The sequence below is a fragment of the Pseudomonas sp. HAR-UPW-AIA-41 genome (assembly GCF_002304225.1).
GTDB lineage: Bacteria > Pseudomonadota > Gammaproteobacteria > Pseudomonadales > Pseudomonadaceae > Aquipseudomonas.
Map to the genome: position 1 here is coordinate 39,542 of NZ_NSLB01000010.1, position 22,153 is coordinate 61,694.

Here is a 22,153-nt window from a genome sequence, read left to right on the forward strand (position 1 = left end):
AGTGCTCCGACAAATCCTCGAGAGCCACAGTGTTGTCGCCACGGCCGACGAACGCCAGTCGGATGAGCAGGTCCGCTACAGCGCTTCCAGCTTGGCGTAGGCCAGCATCAGCCACTTGCTGCCTTCGCTGTCGAAGTTGACCTGCACCCGCGCTTGGGCGGCGGAGCCTTCGAAGTTGAGGATCACGCCCTCGCCGAACAGCGGATGATGCACGCGCTGGCCGAGGCTGAAGCCGGTGTCCGGCACTTCGGCGCCAGCGAACATCGAGCTGCCGGCCATATTGCGACCGCCGCCGTAGGGGCGGCTGAGGCTGTTGGACAGGCGCACTTCGTGGATCAGCGCCGAGGGAATCTCGCGGACGAAGCGCGAGACCTTGTTGTAGGTCTCGCTGCCGTACAGGCGACGGGTCTCGGCGTAGGTCATCACCAACTTGTGCATGGCGCGGGTGATGCCGACGTAGGCCAGACGGCGCTCCTCCTCCAGACGGCCGGACTCTTCCAGGCTCATCTTGTGCGGGAACAGCCCCTCCTCCATACCGACCAGAAACACCAGCGGGAACTCCAGGCCCTTGGCGCTGTGCAGGGTCATCAGCTGCACGCTGTCCTCGAACTCCTCGGCCTGGGTGTCGCCCGACTCCAGCGCGGCATGGTCGAGGAAGGCCGCCAGCGGCGAGACCGCCTCGTCATCGAACTCGAAGGCACGGGCGGCGCTGACCAGTTCCTGCAGGTTTTCCACCCGCGCCTGGCCCTTCTCGCCCTTCTCTTCCTTGTGGAAGGTGATCAGCCCGGTCTGCTCGATCACCGTCTGGGTCATCAGGTGCAGGGGGAAGTCCTGCACCTTGGCCGCCAGATTCTCGATCAGCTCGGCGAAGGCGCCGAGGGCGCTGGCCGCGCGGCCGGAAACGGCCTTGGTTGCCACCAGTTGCTGCAGCGCCCGCCACATGGAGGTGCCGGAAGCGCGCGCGGCTTCGCGCAGGCCCTCGACGGTCTTCTCGCCGATGCCACGGGCCGGTACGTTAATCACCCGCTCCAGCGCCGCGTCATCGTCGCGCAGGCGGATCAGGCGCAGGTAGGCCATGGCGTTCTTGATCTCGGCGCGCTCGAAGAAGCGCTGGCCGCCGTAGATGCGGTAGGGAATCTTCTCGCGCAGCAGCGCTTCCTCAAGCACGCGCGATTGCGCGTTGGAGCGGTAGAGGATGGCGATTTCGCTGCGCTTGAGGCCGTCCTTGCGCAGGGCGTCCTCGATCGACTCGACCACGTAGCGCGCTTCGTCGTGCTCGTTGAAGGCGGCGTAGAGGCCGATCAGCTCGCCATCGCCGCCCTCGGTCCACAGCTCCTTGCCCAGGCGCTCGCTGTTGTTGGCGATGACCGCGTTGGCGGCCTTGAGGATGCCGGCGGTGGAGCGGTAATTCTGCTCCAGGCGGATGGTTTCCACCGGGGCGAAGTCATCGGCGAAGCGCTGGATGTTCTCGATCCGCGCACCGCGCCAGCCGTAGATCGACTGATCGTCGTCACCCACCACCATCAGGCTGTCGCCACCGGTGGCGAGGAACTTCAGCCAGGCGTACTGCACGGCGTTGGTGTCCTGGAACTCGTCCACCAGGATGTGGCGGAAGCGCCGCCGGTAGTGGTCGAGCAGGCCGGGGTTATCGCGCCACAGCTCCAGCGAGCGCAGCAGCAGCTCGGCAAAATCGACCACCCCGGCGCGGGCGCAGGCGCCTCGTAGGCGGCGTAGATACTGACCATGGTGGCGAGGAAGTGATCGCCCGAGGCCTGGATATTGTGCGGGCGCAGACCTTCGTCCTTCTGCCCGTTGATGAACCACTGGGCCTGGCGCGCCGGCCAGCGCTGCTCGTCCAGGCCCAGCTCGCGGATCACCCGCTTGACCAGGCGCTGCTGGTCGTCGGAATCGAGAATCTGGAAGCTTTCCGGCAGTTTGGCCTCCTGCCAGTGGGCCCGCAGCAGGCGGTGGGCCAGGCCGTGGAAGGTGCCCACCCACATGCCCTGAGGGCTCATGCCGAGCATCTGTTCGATGCGCTGGCGCATCTCGGCGGCGGCCTTGTTGGTGAAGGTGACCGACAGCACGCTGTGCGGTGAGGCGCCCTCGACCTGGATCAGCCAGGCGATGCGGTGCACCAGCACACGGGTCTTGCCCGAACCGGCACCGGCCAGCACCAGCTGGCGGCCGAGCGGAGCCGCTACGGCCTGGCGTTGGGCGTCATTGAGAGAGTTCAGCAGGTAGGAGATATCGTCGCGCATGGGCCGGCATTCTACGCGGATGCGCCGCGCGGCGCTGCCGTCGAAGAAACGACAGCTGGTCGGCTGAGTAAAAGTATCAGGCTTTAGCCCATCGAAAGATGGGTGATAGCTCGCCACAGGGTGGACTTAATTCTTTGGCAATGCGTCTAGCTCGGGTATTCTCCCGCGACGCTCTAGGCAACCACTATAAGAATACCGCCTATGTCTGCCACACCCAGCGCTGCAGTTCCTGCGCCCAATCCGCTTGAGACTCAGGCGGTGCGTGAGCATTTCGCCACAGACCTCGCTCTTGAGCGAACCCGTCTGCTCTACCAGGGCTCACAGATTCCGACCCTGTTCATGCTGCTCAATGGCTTGGCCTGCGCTTGGCTGCTTTGGAGCTCGGCTAACACCTGGCTGCTCAGCGGCTGGCTGTTGTGGTTGGTCCTGCTGGCCGTGCTGCGTTTGGTACAGGTGGCGTCGTTCAAGGATGCCCTGCCATCGCAGCAGGCCGCTCCACACTGGCGACGCAACTTCCATTTAGGTGCCATGGTGTCCGGGGCCACCCTGGCCTTCGCGGTGATCATGCTGGTGCCCAGTCAGGCCTACCTGCAACAGGCGCTGGTCTACGGCCTGATTGCCGCTGCCGTGCTATCTGCGTGCGTCGCCTACGCAGTGAGTCTGCGCGCCTTTCTGGCCTTCGCCCTACCCTGCCTGATGCCTTCGATCATCTACCTGCTCAACAGTGACGCTGAATTGCTGCAGGGTTGGGGCGTACTCAGTCTGATCCTCAGTCTGGCGGTGATTGTGGTCGCCTGGCAGATCAGCCGCCTGGTGCAACACAGCCTGCTGCGGCGCTTTCAGAATCAGGCGCTGATCGACAACCTGGAGCACGCCCGCCAGCAAGCCGAGGGCCTGAATCTGGAGCTGGCCCGCGAGGTCGAACAGCGCCGACGTGCAGAGCGTGGCCTGCGACAGGCCCATAACCAGCTGGAAATGCGCGTGGCCGAGCGCACCCTGGAGCTGGATGAAACCGCCCATGCGCTGAGCAAGAGCGAGGCCCGTCTGTCGCTCGCGCTCGAGGCCAGCCATCTGGGCCTGTGGGACTGGAATCTGGTCACTGACGAAGTCCACCACAGCAACCTGCAAGAACTGTTCGGCCTCGGTCAGGATCAGGTGCGCGCCGTACTCACCGACCTCAAGCCACGCCTGCACCCGGATGATACCCAGCTGCTCAAACGCGCCCTGGTGGCCCACCTCAAGGGCGATAGCGAGGGCTATGCCGTGGAATACCGCTTCCGTCATGCCGACGGTCGCTGGATCTGGATCGAGGACCGTGGCCGTGCGGTCGAGCGGGATGCCAATGGCGCGGTGATCCGCATGATCGGTACGCGCAGCGATATCAGCCTGCGCAAGCGCCTGCAGGAACAGCAGCAACTGGCCGCCACCGTATTCGAGGCGGCCAGCGAAGGCATCGTTATCCTCGACGCCGACTACCGTTTCCTTTCGGTCAACGAGGCCTTCACTCGGGTTACCGGCTACCGCCAGGATGAAGTGCTGGGACAGAGCGTGGCGCGTCTGGTCAACAGCCGCGAAGCCCGGCGCCAGTACGAGCTGATCCGTGAAGAGCTGGAAACGGCCTCACACTGGCAGGGTGAGCTGATCGAGACGCGCAAGAACGGCGAGCTGTACCCCCAATGGCTGCGCCTGGATGTAGTGCGTGACTCCCGTGGAGCCATCAGCCATATCGTGGGCTTCTTTGCCGACCTCTCGGCCCGCCGCGAAGCCGAGGAGCGCCTGCGCTACCTGTCGCACTACGACGAACTGACCGGCCTGGCCAACCGCACGCTGTTCAAAGAGCGCCTGCACGAAGCAGCCCAGCGCTCGCGCCAGAGCGGACAAAGCCTGGCCCTGCTGCACATCGACCTGGACCGTTTCAAACTGCTCAACGACAGCCTCGGCCATGAAGTGGCCGACCAGCTACTGCGGCAAATGAGTCGGCGTCTGACCCAGGCCATCCCCGAGGCCGACACCCTTGCCCGCCTGTCCTCCGACGAATTCGCCGTGGTCCTGGACGACTACGGCAGCCTGTCCAGCCTGGCGCGCATCGCCAGCCGTCTGCTGGCCAAGCTGCGTACACCGATGGAGGTCGGCGGCCACGAGCTGGTGATCAGTGCTTCCCTCGGTATCAGTCTGATGCCGGACAACGCCCGCGAAATCAGCGCCCTGATCAGCCAGGCCAACATGGCCATGCAGCACGCCAAACATTTGGGGGGGAACACCTTCCAGTTCTTCACCGATAACCTGCAGGCCTGCACCCTGGAGCGGCTGCAGCTGGAGAACCAACTGCGCAAGGCGATCGGCGAGGGGCAACTGGAGGTGTACTACCAGCCCAAGCTCAGCCTGGCGGACGACAGTATCAATGCCGCCGAGGCACTGGTGCGCTGGCAGCATCCGCAGCTTGGCCTGGTATCCCCGGCGGACTTCATCAGCCTGGCCGAGGAAACCGGACTGATCGGAGCCATTGGCGAGTTCGTGCTGCGCGAGGCCTGTCGCCAGGCGCGCGAGTGGCAACGCAGCGGGCAGGCGGATATCCGCGTGTCAGTGAACCTGTCGATGCACCAGTTGCGTCAGGGCAACCTGACCAGCCTGGTGCGTCAGGTGCTCGACGAGACAGAACTGCCGGCCCGCCTGCTGGAGCTGGAGCTGACCGAGTCGCAACTGCTGGACAACGTGGAGAACGTCATCACCACCTTCCATCAGCTGCGCATGCTGGGCGTGAAGCTGTCGATAGACGACTTCGGCACTGGCTATTCCTCGCTCAGCTACCTCAAGCGCTTCCCGGTGGACTACGTAAAGATCGACCAGTCGTTTATCCGCGACCTGTCGGTGGGCAGCGAAGACGCCGCGATTACCCGGGCGATCATCGCCATGGCACATAGCCTGGAACTGCAGGTGGTGGCCGAGGGTGTGGAAAACGAAGCACAGCTGGAGTACCTGAAAAGCCAGCGTTGCGACGAGGTGCAGGGATACTTGATCAGTCCTGCGGTAACCGCCGCAGCTTTCGCCAAACTGCTTGAGGAGCAGGTGGCGGTGCTGTAGCGGCGATACCTGACGGACTGCTCGTTCATTGCGATTGAGGAGTGCGTCATGTCAAAACCGCCAGCGCTGCCGCTGCGTCTGAAACTCGTTCTGGCCTCCCAGGGCATGGCCCCATTGGCGGTCAAGGCTGCCGTGGTACAGCAACTGGGCGCGGCCAATGCCGCCCTGCTCGCCCCGCACATGCCGCCGGGGCAGCTCAAGGATCTGGTGCCCGAACTGCCCAGTGCCTTCGTTGCCCAGGTCATCAGCCATCTGCAACCGACGTGGATTCTCGATACCTACCTGGCCATGCCGGACAGCCTGCACCTGGCCGTGGCGCGTGAGCTGTGCATCCAGCACCTCTATCAGACGGCCGCCCAGTTCGCCGAATGCCTGCCACCGGCGCGCCTGCGTAACCTGATCTTCGGCCTGGAGCCCGACCATGTGCTGCAGATCGCCCGCCATATCACCAACCTGCCGCTGATCATCGAAAGCCTGCGCACCTTCTCCGCGGCCTTCCTCAGCAAGCTGGCCGATGCCGCCGTGCGCGACAACAACCCGGAGATTTCCCAGCAGGTGCTGGCCGGCCTCACCGTGCAGCGTCAGGCCGAAGTCTGCGCCGCGCTCAAGCCCGCCACCCTCAAGGCCGTGCTGCCGGGCCTGCTGGCGCAGAGCGGCGAGGCCCTGCGCGAACGGCTGCCGGAACGCCTGCAGTTGCAGTTTGCCGCCGAGGAAGCCTGAGACTCAGTCCCGCCAGAAGGGTTTGCGCAACTCTTCCTCGCGCGCGGCCAGGTCGATGCCGGCATCGCCCAGCAGGCGTAGGTCAAGCTGGGCGAGTTGGCGGCGGGTGCGGATGTTCTGCTGCCAGTGCAGCAGACGGGCCAGCAGGCGCAGCGGCCAGCCCGGGGTGAGCAGGGTCGGGCGACGGGTGGCGAGGGTATGCGGCAGGCTGCGCGGCATGGCGATCTCCTTGCGCGAAAGCGCGGGTTATGGAGAGCCATGATCGGGCAGCGCAATCGCGGGCGGCAGAGACAGCCGAATGAAACAGTGGCGGATCAGTGCCGCACAACGGGCAACTGTTATGCCCGCCGCGCCGCCAACTGTATCCGCCCGGCCTGATCAGCCGCGGGTGGTGCTGCCGTTGTCCAGATGGCGCATCAACAGGGCGTAGTTCAGGTCGATGTCTTCCGGCAGCGGCAGGTACAGGGTGTGGCCATCGCCCGGGGCCAGATCGGTGCGCTCGCCGTTGCCCTTCTCCAGGGCATCAAGGGTGAAATGCACGTTGCCCTGCGGGGTCATCAGCTCCAGGCGGTCGCCCACGGCGAAGCGGTTCTTCACCTTGACCTCGGCCAGAGCGCCACGGCGCTCACCAGTCAGTTCACCAACGAACTGCTGGCGTTCGGAGACCGAGTTGCCGCGCTCGTAGTTCTGGTACTCATCGTGCACGTGACGGCGCAGAAAGCCCTCGGTGTAGCCGCGGTGGGCCAGGGATTCGAGGGTGTCCATCAAGCTCATGTCGAACGGCCGGCCGGCCACCGCATCGTCGATGGCCTTGCGGTACACCTGCGCGGTGCGCGCGCAGTAGTAGTGGCTCTTGGTGCGGCCCTCGATCTTCAGCGAGTGCACGCCCATCTTCACCAGACGCTCGACGTGCTGCACAGCGCGCAGGTCCTTGGAGTTCATGATGTAGGTGCCGTGCTCGTCCTCGTAGGCGGACATGTACTCGCCCGGACGGCTGCTGTCTTCGAGGAGGAACACTTCCTTGGTCGGCGCGCCCACGCCCAGGGTCGGCTCGGCCGCCTGCACGGCAATCGGCTCGTAGACATGGACGATGTCGCCGACTTCGTTTTCCTTGGCCTCGTGGGTCTTGTATTCCCAGCGACAGGCGTTGGTGCAGGTGCCCTGATTGGGGTCGCGCTTGTTGATGTAGCCCGACAGCAGGCAGCGGCCGGAGTAGGCCATGCACAGCGCACCGTGGACGAACACCTCCAGCTCCATGCCCGGCACCTGCTCACGGATCTCGCCGATCTCTTCCAGCGACAGTTCGCGCGAAAGAATGGCGCGGGTCAGGCCCTGACGGCGCCAGAACTCGACGCTGGCCCAGTTCACCGCGTTGGCCTGCACCGACAGGTGGATGTGCATGTGCGGGAAGTGCTCGCGCACCATCATGATCAGCCCCGGGTCGGACATGATCAGCGCATCCGGCCCCATCGCCACCACCGGCTCCAGATCCTTGATGAAGGTCTTCAGCTTGGCGTTGTGCGGGGCGATGTTGACCACCACGTAGAACTGCTTGCCCTGGGCATGCGCCTCGTTGATCCCCAGCGCCAGGTTGGCGTGGTCGAACTCGTTGTTGCGCACCCGCAGGCTGTAGCGCGGCTGGCCGGCATACACCGCGTCGGCGCCGTAGGCGAAGGCATAGCGCATGTTGCGCAGGGTGCCGGCAGGGGAAAGCAATTCGGGTTTGAACGGGGCGGACATGCTGGTTACTCGGTTGACGCTCGGAAGGTGGGCGATTTTACGGCAAATGCGCGCCAACCGCAGGTTCGGCGACGGACGTGGACTATTCCAGTAGCGTAGGCCTACTGACCCCTCTCAAAGGAATGCCCCATGTTGTCTGGCTTATTGTGTGGAATGCGGCGTGGAATGCTGCTGTCGCTGCTGATCGCCCTTGCCGGCTGTGCGCAAAATCCGGCGGGCCTGCCGCTGTGGCAGGAACGCCAGGCCACCCCGCCAAGCCTGCAGTATCTCGGGGTGGGCGGTTATCTGCTGCGCTGGCAGGACGAAGCCCTGCTGTTCGCCCCCTCGTTCAGCAACCCCGCCACCCTGGGCCAGCCCCCACTGCTGGTGCAGGCCGACAACGCCAAGATCGACCAGCTGATGCCCAGAGCCGATGACGTCAGCATGCTGCTGGTCGGCCATGCCCACTATGACCATCTGATGGACGTGCCGCGCATCCTCGAAAAACATGCGCCCAAGGCCAAGGTGTATGGCTCCAAGACCATGGGCCACATCATGGCGGCCGTGCTGCCGCGCGAGCGCATTGTCGATGCCGAGCGCGTGATGGCCGATGGCGCCACGCCGGGTCAGTGGTTCTATTCGCCGGAAAAGCGCATCCGCGCCATGCCGATCAGGAGCATGCATGCGCCGCACATCTTCGGCATCAAGTTCCTCGGCGGCAGCTATGACCAGGACCTGATCGCACTGCCCAAGTCGGTGTGGGCATGGAAGGAGGGCCAGACCCTGTCCTGGCTGGTCGACCTGCTCGATGAACAGGGACGCCCGGTCTATCGCCTGCACTATCAGGATTCGGCCAGCACACCGCCACAGGGTCTGCCGCCACAACTGGATGACACCAAGGCGGTGGACGTGGCCATCCTCTGCGTCGGCTCCTGGCAGCAGGTGCCGGCCTACCCGGATGTACTGCTCAAGCGCCTGCAGCCGCGCCTGGCCATTCTCGGTCACTGGGAAGATTTCTTCGGCAATGATCCGCGCCAGCCCCAGGGCCTGCGCCTGCAGGACATCCAGGGCATGGTGCGGACCACCCGCGCCAATCTGCCGGCCGATGGAGAGCTGAAACTGCCCGTGCCATTCGCCCAGATAGCCCTGCCCGAACCACGCTGAAGCGTCTTGCCCGTGGCGATGGCGCCGGCTACTGTCGCGCCATCGCCACGGACGAGCCCACCATGCCCAACGCCGCACGCCCCGCCAACGCCACCCTGATCCTGCTGGCTGCGCTGTATTGCGCCCAGGGCCTGCCTTCCGGGCTGATCGCTCACTCGCTGCCCAGCCTGCTGCGCCAGCAGGGCGTCGACCTGGTCTGGATCGGCCTGCTCAAGCTGCTCGCCCTGCCCTGGCTGCTCAAGGTGCTGTGGGCGCCCTGGGTCGACCGCATGGCCTCGCCCCGTCTGGGCCATCACCGTGGCTGGATTCTGCCGCTGCAGGGTCTGGTGGTACTGTGTCTGGCCGGCCTGGCCCTGCTCGATCCGGCCGAGCTGTTCAGCAGCCAGTTCGTCCTGCTGCTCGGCGTGCTGCTGGTGGTGAACCTTGCCGCCGCCACTCAGGACGTCGCCACCGACGGTCTCACTGTGCGTCTGCTGCCCGAACGCTGGCGCGGCCTGGGCAACAGCCTGCAGGTGGGCGGCTACAAGGTTGGCATGCTGCTCAGTGGCAGCGGCCTGCTGCTGGTGGCCGACAGCCTTGGCTGGAACCTCAGCCTGGCGCTGCTGGCGCTGATCCTCGCCGCCCTCACCCTGCCCATCTGGCGCTTCGACGAACGCACGCAACTGCCCTTCCAGCCCGCCCGGGCCGAGCAGGCATTGGGCCCTCGCCTGCTGCTGGCCCACTACCGCGGCCTGCTGGCGCAGCCGGGTATGCTCGCCTGGCTGGCGGTTGTGCTGACCTTCAAGCTCGGTGATGCGCTGGGCTCGCCGATGATCAAGCCGATGCTGGTGGATCACGGCTGGAGCAATGCCGAACTCGGCCAGCTGACCCTGATCAGCAGCATCGCCGGCATCGGCGGCGCCCTGCTCGGCGGCCTGCTCTATGCGCGCCTCGGCGCCCTGAAATCGCTGCTGCTGTTCGGCACTCTGCAGGCCGCCGGCATCTGCAGCCTGGCCGTGCTGGCCAGCCACGGCGCCAGCGCCTGGGTGGTGTATCCCCTCGCGCTGTTCGAACAGGTGGCCGACGGCATGTCCACCGTCGCCCTGTTTGCCGTGATGATGCGTCAGTGCCGCGCCGAGCACGAAGGCGCCGACTTCACCCTGCAGGCCAGCGCCCAGCTCATCCTCGCCGGTCTGGTCGGCGCCAGCAGTGGCCTGCTGGCCAAATGGTTCGGCTACCAGAGCCTGTTTATCGGCGCCGGCGTGCTCGGGGTAATGGTGCTGGGCGTGGTGATCTACTACTTCGTACTGGTCCAGCCACGGCATGAGCAACCGGCAGCGGGCTGAGCTGTACGGCGCTCAGCGAACCGTAGGTTGGGTTGAGGAGCAAGGGGACGAAGCCCAACGAAAGATGCGCAGACTCAGGGCAGGTAGAGTCGAAACTCGCCGCCGCCCAGCGGGCCGCCGTTGCTGATCTCGATATGCCCGCGTACGCCATTGCGCTCGTGCAGCTCGGCGATACGGCCGGAGAAATACAGACCTAGCCCGGTGCTGCCGGTGCTGTGGTTGATGCCCAGTACATAGTCGGACTGCTTGGCCAGCATGGCCTCGGGGTAACCCTCACCGTCGTCGCAGACCGACAGCACCAGCGTGCCCTGCTCCTCCCAGGCGCGCAGCAGCAGTTGCCGGCGGGCATAACGGATCGAGTTGGTAATGATGTTGGCCACCACCGAGCCGATCAGGTTGTGGTCGAACACGCCCATCAGGCCGAACTCCTCTACCTCGCAACGGGCCTCGATATGACGGCTCTGCAGCACCTCGAAATGCCGCGCCAGCTGCTCCTCGAGAAAATCTTCTACCTCCAGGTAGGCCGGCTGCAGCGGCAGCTGATTAACGCCCAGTTTGTAAAGGCCGAGCAGCTGCACCAGCATGCCGTTGAGACGGGCGAACTCATACTCGATCACCCCATGTTCGCGGGTGTGCAGCAGAGCCTCAGGCATCTGCCGGATCCACTGATTATGGGTCTGGGTCAGCATCGCCAGAGAGTTCTTCATGTCGTGCACGGTGGAGGCGATCACCGTGGAGAAATCCAGCCCCTCGCGTGACCCGCTCATGCGCCAAATGCCCGCTGACGAAGCTGCTGATAACGCTCCTGGCGTGGGTCGCTGTCGGGAATCATGCGCACGGCGTCCAGACAGGCGCGACACTCGCCAAGCAATGCCTCATCACTTTGACCGGTGGCCAAACGCAGCAATGACTGAGCGGTATTGAGGGCAATACTGATGTTCTTGGGCTGTAGCGCCAGCGCCCGGCGGAACAGCATCAGCGCCTCGTCATGCTGGCCCTGCTGATAACAGCGCACACCCTGCCGATTGAGTTCTACCGCCTCCTTACCACCACCTAGAATGGCCGGATCACTGGTTTGTCCGGCGACCTTCTGCAACACAACAGGATCATCGCCGTAGATTTCCACGCAACTCTTCAACAGTTCGTCGCCAGCACCCGGCTGACCCAGTTCACGTAGCTGTCCAGCCACCTGCAGAGCCACATCGGCCGAGAAGAACTGCGGCAGGTCAGCCATGCGCGCCACGGCCTCCTCGGTGAGCTTTTTCGCCTGTGCTGCATCACCAGACTTCACCAGGCTCTGAGCATGGGCCAGACGAGCACGAACCTGTACGGCCGGATTGTCGCTGTAGCTCTTTTCCAGCTCGCCGAGAGTCTGACCGATCTCCAACTGCACGCGCTTATCCAGGCTGCCATCACCCGCCTGGGCGGTCAGCGCCTGACTGAGTCCGAGGTAGTTCTCCGGGTTCTTGAAGCGCGAGGTGCGGCCCTGTTCGACGGCATGTCGATACGCCTTGGAGGCTACGTCAAAATCGGCGTTATCCATCGCTAACTTGCCCAGTTGCATCTGCCGGCGAATGGCCATGGGCGATAGTTTTACCGCCTCCTCCAACAGCTGTTGCGCTCGCTTGCCGTCACCCAGGGCTTCCAGCACGGCCGCCAACCCGTCGTAGAGACCGGGCAGCATGGCAAAAAGCTCCAGTCCTTTCTCATAAACCTGGCGTGCACGCTGGAACTGATGACGACTGTGCAACAAGCTGCCCAGAGCCATGAAGGCCCAGGGCAGTGGCCGGTCGGCAAGCAATTGGGTCAGCAGTTGCTCCAGCTCGTCATGCCGCCCCAGCTCACGGAGTGCTCCGGCCTTGTAACGCTGGCACAGGGGGCCATAGCGTTTATCCTGACGGCTCAGCTCGTCGCAAGCGGTCAACACTGTGAGATAGTCGGCCTTGTCCAGTGCTTGCAGGACAGGCTTCAGCGCGGTCTTGCGCTCAATCAGCTTTTCCAGCCGCTGAAGCAAGCTGGCGCGATTGAACGGCTTGGTCAGGTAGGCGTCCGGCTCATGCTCCAAAGCACTGAGCACCATGGCATGACTACTCTCGGCAGTCACCATAATGAAAATGCACTGGTGGCTGATCAGTTTGCCGGCAATCAGCTCCTCCAACACCTGCTGGCCATTCTTGCCGGCCCCCAGGTTGTAGTCGTGAAGGATGATGTCGTAGCGCTTGTGCCGACACATCGCCAGGGTATCTTCGCCACGATCGGCGGTATCCACGTCCTTGGCGCCGAGGTCTCGCAACATGCTCTTGAGCGATGTGCGGAAATCGGAGAAGTCGTCGACGATCAGAAAACGGGTACGACTGTAATCCAGCATCGGGCAGCTCCTGGCGCGGCGCAAAGAACACGCCTGAGTGTAGTTACCCCTCGTCAGGCTGCCCGTTAGAGTCAGCGCGCCGGGCGCTCACCCGCCTCCAGATCCAGCAGGTTGAGTAGGAACTTGCCGAAGTAGGACAGGTCCGCCTCAATGGCGGCGCGGGCTCCTGCGGGCTCGCCGCGCTCAATGGCAGCCAGACAGTCCTCATGGAAATCGTTGAGGCGTAACGACAGATCAGCCTCGGTAAACAGGCGGTTGAAGAAGGGCCCGACCTGCAGCCACAGCGACTCAATGAGGCGCAGCAGTACCGGGTTGGCGCAGGCCTTGTAGAGCGTCAGGTGGAACTGGCTGTTGTGTGCGAGGTAACCCTGCACGTCACGCTGCTCCAGCGCACGCTCCATCTCGGCCACACAGTCGCGCAGGACATCCTGCTCACTGGTGCTCAGGCGCCGTGCGCCCTCTTCCGCCGCCAGGCCCTCCAGGCTCAGGCGCACCTGGAACAACTGCTGGAAACGCTCACGTGTCATCGCCGGCACGCGCACCGAGCGCTGCTGCTCACCCTCGAGCGCGCCCTCGGCCACCAGGCGCTGTAGTGCGGCACGCACCGGCATCGGGCTGGTCCCCCAGGCGGCTGCCAGATCACGGATTTTAAGTCGTTCGCCGGGCTTGAATGTGCCCGCCAGCAAAGCGGCGCGCAGGTTCTGGTACAACTGTTCCTGCAGGTTGTCGGCCATGGATCAGCGCTCCCGTGGCGGTGCAGGCAGTTGGGAAAGGGTCAGCAAACAATCGCGCATAAGGCTCTCCAAGTTAGGTCTGAATCTGAGCGAGCGAGCTAGAGCTGGGCAAGGCGAAAACGGGCGAGGACGCGGAGTTTACAAGGTGTAAATGAGCAGTCCGAGCCCGTTTTCAACGCAGACCGGCCGACGCGCAGCCGCTCAGCAGGGGGCTTTGTTTTCGATCAGGCAATTACCGCCGTCGACCACCAACACCTCGCCGGTGATGTAGCTCGACTCGGGCGAGGCCAGGAAGGCCACCGCGGCAGCCACCTCCTCGGGGCGCCCGGCACGGCCGATGGGCGTGTACTCGGCGGCATGCCGCTCTTCATCGGTGCTGGAGCCGGTGGCGATCCAGCCCGGCGCCACGCTGTTGACCGTGATGCCCTGCTTGGCCACTTCCAGAGCCAATCCCATGCTCATGCCGAGCATGGCCGCCTTGGCCGCGCTGTAGGCCGATTCGCCGATATTGCTGCCGCGGGTGCCGGTGGTGGAACTGATGTTGACGATGCGCCCGTAACCACGCGCCTGCATGCCCGGTAACACGGCGCGGGTGAGCAGGAAAGCCGTGGTCAGGTTGCGCGCGATCGACAGGTTCCAGGTCAGCAGGTCCATGTCCGCCAGTTCGGCGAAGGGTTCCGGGCTGCCCTGCATGGCCATGCCGGCGTTATTCACCAGTACATCGATACGTCCCCACAGAGCTTCGGCCCAGACCGCCAGCTCACGGACCTGTACCTCGTCAGTGAGATCAGCCGCACGGCCCTCTACCTCAAAGCCCTCGGCACGCAGTTCGGCCACCCGCTCATGGATGCGCGCACTACTGGCGCTGATCACCAGCCGGGCGCCGGCCTGGCCCAGGCGCCTGGCAATAGCTATACCGATACCGTCCGCGGCGCCAGCGCCGCTCACCAGGGCGACCCGTCCCTGCCATACTGAATGCGACATGAAAACCTCTTTGTGATCACAAATATGGGCATAGGCTAGCCTAAAACCCTTCATCTCACACCTATTGACATAAATGTGATCACAAATGCAGGATGTGCGGAAATCCGAACGAGGTGTTCAACAATGACTGCCAGTGGTATCAGCCAAGCCGCCGTGGAAACCTTTGCCGCCCGTGAGCGTGCCCGTTTCCTCGAGCGCAATCCGAAGTCCGTCGCCCTTGCCGAGCGCGCGCGCAATTCCCTGTACGCCGGCGTGCCGATGCACTGGATGGCCGACTGGTCGACCCCCTGCCCGCTGTTCGTCGAGCGCGCCAAGGGTGCGCGTTTCTATGACGTCGACGGCCACGAATACATCGACTTCTGCCTGGGCGACACCGGCACCATGTTCGGCCACTCGCCGGACCCGGTGGCCAAGGCCATCGCTGAGCAGGCCAACAATGGCCTGACCACCATGCTGCCGGGCGAAGACGCCGTGGTCTGCGGCGAGCTGCTGGCCGAGCGCTTCGGCCTGCCGTTCTGGCAGGTCACCGCCACCGCCACCGACTCCAACCGCTACGTGCTGCGCTGGGCCCGTGCCGTGACCGGCAAGAAAACCCTGCTGGTGTTCGACGGCTGCTACCACGGCACAGTCGACGACGTGATGGTGCGCTACCGCGACGGCGAAACCGTACACCGCTCCGGCCTGGTCGGCCAGGCCTATGACCTGACCCAGTACAGCCGCTCGATTCCGTTCAACGACGTCGAGGCGCTGGAAGCCACGCTGGCCAAGGGCGACGTCTGTGCCCTGCTGTGCGAGCCGGCCATGACCAACATAGGCATGGTCCTGCCCGACCCGGGCTTCATGCAGAAGTGCCGCGAGCTGACCCGCAAGTACGGCAGCCTGCTGATCATCGACGAGACCCACACCATCTCCACCAATATCGGTGGCTGCACCAAGCTGTGGAACCTCGACCCGGACTTCTTCGTGGTCGGCAAGCCGATCGCCGGCGGCGTGCCCTGCGGCATCTTCGGCTGCAGCGCCGAGATGGCCGAGAAAATGCTAGCCTCGCGCAAGCAGGCCCAGGAAGACAGCCATGGCCACGGCCACAGCGGCATGGGTACCACCCTGTCGGCCAACGCCCTGGCCATGCACTGCATGCGCGCCAACCTGGAACAGGTGATGACCCAGGCGGCCTACGACCACATGCTGCCGCTGGCCAAGCGTCTGGCCGATGGCTTCCGCAGCCTGATCGCCAAGCACGACCTGAAGTGGTCGGTGACCGAGCTGGGCGCGCGCAGCGAATTCCAGTTCTGCCCGGTATCGCCACGCACCGGCGCCGAAGCCGAGGCCGCCTTCCACGATGAGCTGCAGATGGCCATCCACCTGTACCTGATCAACCGCGGCATCCTGATCACCCCGTTCCACAACATGACCCTGTGCTGCCCGAGCACCACGGCGGAGGATGTGGACAAGCTGATCAGCATGCTGGACCAGGCCATCACCGAGCTGCTGGCCATTCCCGGCGCGCGCGAATAATCCGAACAGTCCCTGCCCCTCCGGGGGCAGGGAGAATCAAAGGACACCATGATGAAATTTGCCGACATCCAGGAAGCCCGCGACTTCCTCGCCCAGCACCCCGAGGTGCGCCTGATCGAGCTGATGCTGATCGACGCCAACGGCATCCCGCGCGGCAAGCTGCTGCACCGCGACGAGCTGCTGGCGATCTACGAAAACGGCCGCCCGCTGCCCAGCTCCATCCTCTCGCTGACCATCCAAGGCGAGGACGTCGAGGAAAGCGGCTTGGTCTGGGAAGTCGCCGATGCCGACTGCTGGACCTACCCGATCCCCGGCAGCCTGACCCTGCAGACCTGGCGTGCCACGCCCACCGGCCAGGTGCAGGTGAGCATGCACCCGACCCAGGGCGCGCCGGCCGCCGCCGGCGACCCGCGCCATGTACTGGCGCGCGCCATCGACCGCCTCAAGGCCGACGGCTATCACCCCGTAATGGCGGTGGAGCTGGAGTTCTACCTGCTGGACAAGAACCGCGACGCCAACGGCCGCCCGCAACCGGCCGTGCAGGCCAACGGCGTGCGCCCGCAGGCGCCGCAGGTGTATGGCGTGCTGGAGCTGGAACAGCAGCAGGCCTTCCTCGACGACCTCTACAGCGCCTGTGAGGCCCAGGGCCTGCCGGTGCGCACGGCGATTTCCGAGTACGCCCCCGGCCAGCTGGAGCTGACCCTGGAGCACCGCTTCGACGCCCTGCAGGCGGTCGATGAAGGCATCCGCTACAAGCGCCTGGTCAAGGGCGTGGCCAACAAGCACGGACTGATCGCCTGCTTTATGGCCAAACCGTTCGGCGACCTGGCCGGCAGCGGCCTGCACATGCACGTCAGCCTGGCAGACGCCGAAGGCAACAACCTGATGGCCAGCGAAGACCCGCACGGCACGCCGCTGCTGCGCCATGCCATCGGCGGCATGATGGCCACGCTCAACGACGCCCTGGCGATCTTCTGCCCCAACGCCAACTCCTACCGCCGCTTCCAGGCCAACAGCTACGCGCCGCTGGCCAAGAGCTGGGGCGTGAACAACCGCACCGTGTCGTTCCGCGTGCCCGGCGGCCCGGCCAAGAGCCGCCACGTCGAGCACCGCATCTGCGGCGCCGATGCCAACCCGTATCTCGCGGCCGCGGCGATCCTCGCCGGCATCCACCATGGCATCAAGCACCAGATCGACCCGGGCGAGGCCATCGTCGGCAACGGCTACGAGCAGGCCCGCGAAACCCTGCCGACCGACTGGCTGACCGCGCTGCGCACCCTTGAACAGTCGGCCTGGGCCAAGGAAGCCCTCGGTGAGGACTTCCTGAAGATCTTCCTGGCGATCAAATGGGAAGAGTTCCGCCAGTTCGTCGGTGAAGTCGGCGAGCAGGATTGGCGCTGGTACCTGACCCACGCCTGAAACGGATGGACGTTACAGTACGCCCCCACAATGCACATTCTCTATGCCAGGAACGGCCAAGAGGCTGGCTATCGCACAACGGTTCTGGATAGCATTTATGCAGTCACGCTCCTGCATGAACATCCAGACCGACTTACTGGTCATTGCGGAGTGAGCACAATCTAGGTCGACTAGTAGATCGCACAAGGAAGGCAAGGATGAATCGCACCTATTCCCTCGTCTGGAACTCAAGCAACGGCGCTTGGGGCGTGGCCGACGAACACGCCCGCAAACGCGGCAAGGGATCTGGTGCGGTACTTACAACCTGCCTACTGCTGGCAGGTCAGGCCTTGGCCGCTGATCTACCAAGCGGCGGCCAAGTGGTGTCCGGCAGTGGCAGCATAAGCCAGCCCAATGCGCAGCAGATGATTATCGACCAGGCCAGCAACAAGCTGGCCATCAACTGGCAGAGTTTCGATATCGGCGCTGGAAACAAGGTGACTTTCAATCAGCCTGGCCAGGACGCAATCGCCCTAAACCGGGTAGTCGGTAGCGACGGCTCCAAGATCATGGGCCAGCTGGATGCCAACGGTAAAGTCTTCCTCGTCAACCCCAACGGGGTGGTGTTCGGCAAAGATGCTAGCGTAAACGTGGGTGGCCTTGTGGCCTCTACTTTGGATCTATCGGTCGAGAACTTTGACAAAGGGCAATACCACTTCAAGGGTGATGGAAGCCCAGCTGGGGTGGTCAACCAAGGGCTTATTAACGCCGATGGCGGCGCAGTAGCTCTGCTCGGCGGCAAGGTCAGCAACGAGGGCGTGATAGTCGCGAATCAAGGGGCAGTCGCCCTGGCCGCCGGCAATTCTGTGACTCTGGACTTCGCGGGCGATGGCCTACTCAATGTCCAGGTCGACGAAGCAGCAGTCGATGCCCTGGTGGAGAACCGTCAGTTGATCAAAGCCGACGGTGGCAAGGTGGTACTGACCGCCAACGCCGGCGATGCTCTACTCAAGACCGTGGTCAACAACACAGGCGTCATCGAAGCGCGCACCCTGGGCCAGAAGAACGGGAAAATCCTGCTACTTGGCGATTTCGACGGTGGCGCGGTGAATGTCGCTGGCACCCTTGATGCCAGCGCGCCAACCGGTGGGAATGGTGGCTTCATCGATACCAGCGGCGCACACGTAAAGATCGCCGACGACGTGAAGGTCACCACCCTGGCGCCCAAGGGCAAGACCGGCGAGTGGCTGATCGACCCCTACAACGTGACCATTTCCAACGCCACCAGCTCCGGCATGGGCGGTTTCAACGGCAACGCCAACGACAGCGTGCTCAACGTCACCACCCTCACCAACGCCCTAGCCAGCACCGGGGTGACGGTGACCACCGGCGTCGGCGGCAGCCAGGCCGGAAACATCACCGTGGACGCGCCCATCAACTGGAGCGCCAACACGGTGCTGGCGCTCAACGCCGCCGGCAGCATCATCATCAACAAGGACATCACCGCCACAGGCAACAACGCCGGGCTGTCCATGTCCTACAGCGGCAGCTACAGCCTGAACAAGGGCGCCCGCGTGACACTGTCCGGCAGCAATGCCAGCCTCAGCCTGGCGGGCACCGGCTACACCCTGATCCATGACATTGGCGCATTGCAGAACATCACCAGCACAGGCTTCTACGCCCTGGGCAACGACATCGACGCCAGCGCCACCGCGGGCTGGAACGGCGGCGCCGGCTTCAATCCGCTGGACGGGGCGAGCACCAACTTCGCCGGCCTTGGCCACAGCATCGACAAACTGACCATCAACCGCGGACTGGAGAGCGACGTCGGACTGTTTCGCACCGTAAGCGGCAACGTCCGTGACCTGACCCTGTCGAATGCCCGCATCACCGGCCAGATGAACGTCGGCGGTATCGCCGCCACCCTCGGCGGCACCCTCAGCAACGTCCACATGACCGGCAGCGTTTCCGGCTCCGGGGCCTTCGTCGGCGGCCTGGCCGGCACGGTGAACAACGGCATCATCCGCTACTCGTCCTCTGCCGCCGACGTGACCGGCCTGACCGTGGTGGGCGGGCTGGCGGGCAGCGTGCAGAGCATTGCCATGGCCGACTCCTATGCCACCGGCTCGGTCACCGCCACGGTCAGCAACACCAGTGCGTTTGCGGGCGGGCTGCTGGGCGAGGTGATCTCCAGCGCGACGCTGACCAACACCTACGCCAGCGGCAAGGTCACCGGCTACACCACCACGGGTGGCCTGATCGGCGGCGGCTTCCTGCCGACCATCACCGTCAACAACAGCTACTGGGACATCAACAGCACCGGCCAGTCCAGCTCCCTGGGTGGCGGTACCGGCCTGACCAGCGCTGTGCGCAATCAGTCGGCCTACACCGGCTTCGACTTCACCAACATGTGGGTGATGTTCGAAGGCGATACCCGGCCGATGCTGCGCAACGAATACTCCACGACCATCTTCACCCCCCACGCCCTGCAACTGATGGGGCTGGACCTGAACGCCAATTACCGCCTGGGCACCGACCTGAGCCTGGCCAGCGCCATGGCCGCCAGCGGCGGCTACTACGGTGAAGTGTGGGGCGCGTCGGGTTTCCGCTCGGTCGGCAACAACACACAGCAATTCACCGGCAGCTTCAATGGGCAGGGCCACAGTATCAGCGGCCTGGCCATCAACCGCGCGACCACCGACTATGTAGGCCTGTTCGGCTACACCTCCGGCGCGACCCTGGCCAACGTCAAGCTGGTGGGCGGCAACGTCACCGGCAGAGACAACGTCGGTGCCCTGGTCGGTTACATGCTGGGCGGCACCCTCGGCAACGCATCGGCCAGCACCACGGTCAGCGGCACCAGCACCAGCGAAGCCAACACCGGCGGGCTGGTAGGCGCCAACGCCAGCGGCGCCATCGCCGATGCCTTCGCCACCGGCAATGTCACCGGGGCTGGCTACCAGATCGGTGGCCTGGTCGGCTTCAACGTCAACGGCGGCAGCATCACCCGCTCCTATGCCACCGGCAACGTCACCGGCACCAACACGACCGCCAACCTCGGCTATGTTGGCGGCCTGGTGGGCGCCAACGGCTACAGCGGCGATGGCGGCTCCATCAGCCAGTCCTACGCCACCGGCACGGTGAGGGCGTCGTCGGGACCGGTCGGCGGCTTCGTCGGCCACAACGAAGGCAGCATCACCGACTCCTACGCCACCGGCGCGGTGATCGGCCAGGGCTCTGCGAGCAATATCGGCGGCTTCGCCGGGGTCAATTTCGTCAACGGCACCATCAGCAACAGCTACTCCACCGGCTACGTCGCCGGCGGCACCCAGCTGGGTGGCTTTGTCGGCTACAACAACGGCGCCAATGGCGCCATCAGCAACGCCTACTGGAACACCCAGACCAGTGGCCAGTCGCAAGCCGCGTCCGGTGGTCTGGTAAACGGCATCACCGGACGTACCACCGCGCAGCTCCAGAGCGGGCTGCCGTCAGGCTTCTCCTCGTCCATCTGGGGCACCGGCGCCAACCTCTACCCGTACTTCACCTGGCGCTACAGCACCACGCCCATCGCCATCAGCGGCAAGGCCTTCAGCAATGGCGGCAGCACGGCCCTGGCGGGCGCGACGCTGACCGCCGTATCCGGCGGCGTGGCCATCGGCAGCGGCAGCAGCGGGGCGGACGGCTACTACTACATCCTCAGCGACGCCAGCGGCCTGGATGCCAACGGCGCCATCGCCTACCTGGATGGCAACGCCGACACCGGCGCCGGCTTCGGCGACGTGATCGGCACCAACGGCATCCAGGGGCTGGACGTCTACAGCTCCGCCGCGCGCCTGGCCACGGGGCAGGGCAGCCTCTCGGCGACCCGCAGCCGCTACCTGGCCGCGCGCGGCAGTTATGCCGATGCCGACCTGGCGTTCCTCTCGTCCAGTGACTTCTCAGCCCTCACCAGTAGCGGCTATAGCCTCTACCTGGCTGCCAGCGCCGCCAGCTACAACCTGGACACCAACCTCGGTTCCGGCGGCCTGCTCAGCCTCGACAGCGGCGGTACCTTCGGCATCAGCGGCACCCGCCAGCTGTCGGCAGGCGGCAACCTCAACGTGGCCGACCGCCTGACCTGGGGCGACAACGCCGGGCTGACCCTCAGCACCAGCAATAGCGGCAACGTCCTGCTGGGGGATGGCATCGACGCCGCCAGCGGCAGCCTGACCCTCTCTGCTGCCGGAACCGCGACCAGCAACGGGGACGTCAACCTCGGCGTGCTGAATCTCTCCGGCGGCACCTGGAGCCAGGTGGCGACCAGCCTGCCCAGCTTCAGCGTCACCGACTTCCGCCTCAGCCCCGGTGCCACCTTCGTGCGCGCCCTGGGCGGTGACGGCAGCCTCGCCACGCCGTACCGCATCACCGATGTCTATGGCCTGCAGGGCCTGGCCTCCACCAGCCTGGCAGGCAGCCGCTTCGTCCTGGCGAACGACATCAATGCCTCCAGCAGCGCGCTGTGGAACAGCGGCACCGGCTTCCTCTCCATCGGCAGCCTGGCCAACCCCTTCACCGGCCGGCTCGACGGGCAGGGGCACCGCATCAGCGGCCTGGCCATCAACCGTCCCGGCAGCACCTACAGCGGCCTGTTCGGCTACAACGCCGGCTACGTCGGCAACCTCAACCTGGTGGGTGGCAGCGTGGCCGGTGGTAGCTATACCGGTGCCCTGGTGGGCTACAACGCTGCCGCCGGGGTGGTCGAGCGGGTCAGCAGCGACACCGCCGTCACGGGCACGGGCAACGTCGGCGCCTGGTCGGCACCAACGCCGGTACCCTCAGCGAGTCGCTGGCCACGGGCAGCGCCAGCGGCGGCCTGAATGGCGGCGGCCTGGCCGGCAGCAACGCCAG

General features: G+C 64.9%; 13 protein-coding genes and 1 pseudogene. 7 read left to right on the forward strand and 7 right to left on the reverse strand.

Going from position 1 to position 22,153, the window contains the following annotated elements; translation table 11 throughout:
* Positions 1 to 75: 75 nt before the first annotated feature.
* Positions 76 to 2,258, reverse strand: a pseudogene (gene uvrD, locus CK486_RS15725) (DNA helicase II).
* Positions 2,259 to 2,459: 201 nt separating this feature from the next.
* Between uvrD and CK486_RS15730 the strand changes: the two are divergent.
* Both CK486_RS15730 and CK486_RS15735 read left to right on the forward strand, forming a co-directional pair.
* Positions 2,460 to 5,339 carry a bifunctional diguanylate cyclase/phosphodiesterase gene (locus CK486_RS15730; RefSeq protein ID WP_095941258.1) on the forward strand — a complete coding sequence of 960 codons (2,880 nt, stop codon included), beginning with the start codon at positions 2,460 to 2,462 and terminating at the stop codon, positions 5,337 to 5,339.
* Positions 5,340 to 5,387: 48 nt separating this feature from the next.
* Positions 5,388 to 6,059 (forward strand): hypothetical protein, encoded by a 672-nt coding sequence (locus CK486_RS15735; protein WP_095941259.1) that lies wholly within the window; start codon positions 5,388 to 5,390, stop codon positions 6,057 to 6,059.
* A gap of 3 nt (positions 6,060 to 6,062) precedes the next feature.
* Here CK486_RS15735 and CK486_RS15740 read toward each other — a convergent pair whose 3' ends face one another.
* Both CK486_RS15740 and yegQ read right to left on the reverse strand, forming a co-directional pair.
* The gene (locus CK486_RS15740) at positions 6,063 to 6,278 is read right to left on the reverse strand and encodes a DUF1127 domain-containing protein (RefSeq protein ID WP_095941260.1); all 216 of its coding nucleotides are present in this window, start codon (positions 6,276 to 6,278) and stop codon (positions 6,063 to 6,065) included.
* Between the two features lie 159 nt (positions 6,279 to 6,437).
* A complete protein-coding gene (yegQ, locus tag CK486_RS15745) occupies positions 6,438 to 7,799 on the reverse strand; it encodes a tRNA 5-hydroxyuridine modification protein YegQ (RefSeq protein WP_095941261.1) in 1,362 nt (453 codons plus the stop codon).
* Positions 7,800 to 7,964: 165 nt separating this feature from the next.
* Here yegQ and CK486_RS15750 point away from each other — a divergent pair, with 165 nt between their 5' ends.
* On the forward strand, positions 7,965 to 8,942 hold the full coding sequence (locus tag CK486_RS15750) for an MBL fold metallo-hydrolase (RefSeq protein WP_256574442.1): 978 nt from the start codon (positions 7,965 to 7,967) through the stop codon (positions 8,940 to 8,942).
* 62 nt (positions 8,943 to 9,004) lie between these two features.
* Positions 9,005 to 10,267: an MFS transporter gene (locus CK486_RS15755; protein WP_095941262.1), complete on the forward strand. Its 1,263-nt coding sequence runs from the start codon at positions 9,005 to 9,007 to the stop codon at positions 10,265 to 10,267.
* 74 nt (positions 10,268 to 10,341) lie between these two features.
* Here the strand turns inward: CK486_RS15755 and CK486_RS15760 are convergent, their stop codons facing one another.
* The 4 genes from CK486_RS15760 to CK486_RS15775 form a co-directional block, all read right to left on the reverse strand.
* On the reverse strand, positions 10,342 to 11,034 hold the full coding sequence (locus CK486_RS15760; protein WP_095941263.1) for a sensor histidine kinase KdpD: 693 nt from the start codon (positions 11,032 to 11,034) through the stop codon (positions 10,342 to 10,344).
* A complete protein-coding gene (locus CK486_RS15765) occupies positions 11,031 to 12,635 on the reverse strand; it encodes a tetratricopeptide repeat-containing response regulator (protein ID WP_095941264.1) in 1,605 nt (534 codons plus the stop codon). The genes CK486_RS15760 and CK486_RS15765 overlap by 4 nt, the downstream gene beginning before the upstream one ends.
* A 71-nt stretch (positions 12,636 to 12,706) precedes the next feature.
* Positions 12,707 to 13,369 carry a GntR family transcriptional regulator gene (locus CK486_RS15770; protein ID WP_095941265.1) on the reverse strand — a complete coding sequence of 221 codons (663 nt, stop codon included), beginning with the start codon at positions 13,367 to 13,369 and terminating at the stop codon, positions 12,707 to 12,709.
* A 201-nt stretch (positions 13,370 to 13,570) separates the two neighbouring features.
* A complete protein-coding gene (locus tag CK486_RS15775) occupies positions 13,571 to 14,353 on the reverse strand; it encodes an SDR family NAD(P)-dependent oxidoreductase (protein WP_095941266.1) in 783 nt (260 codons plus the stop codon).
* 123 nt (positions 14,354 to 14,476) lie between these two features.
* Here CK486_RS15775 and CK486_RS15780 point away from each other — a divergent pair, with 123 nt between their 5' ends.
* The 3 genes from CK486_RS15780 to CK486_RS18420 all read left to right on the forward strand — a co-directional run bounded on the left by CK486_RS15780 (position 14,477) and on the right by CK486_RS18420 (position 22,122).
* Complete coding sequence (locus CK486_RS15780; RefSeq protein ID WP_095941267.1) at positions 14,477 to 15,868, forward strand: aspartate aminotransferase family protein; 1,392 nt, start codon at positions 14,477 to 14,479, stop codon at positions 15,866 to 15,868.
* Between the two features lie 51 nt (positions 15,869 to 15,919).
* Positions 15,920 to 17,287 carry a glutamine synthetase family protein gene (locus CK486_RS15785; protein WP_095941268.1) on the forward strand — a complete coding sequence of 456 codons (1,368 nt, stop codon included), beginning with the start codon at positions 15,920 to 15,922 and terminating at the stop codon, positions 17,285 to 17,287.
* Between the two features lie 197 nt (positions 17,288 to 17,484).
* A complete protein-coding gene (locus tag CK486_RS18420; RefSeq protein WP_095941269.1) occupies positions 17,485 to 22,122 on the forward strand; it encodes a filamentous hemagglutinin N-terminal domain-containing protein in 4,638 nt (1,545 codons plus the stop codon).
* The last annotated feature ends 31 nt before the right edge of the window (positions 22,123 to 22,153 follow it).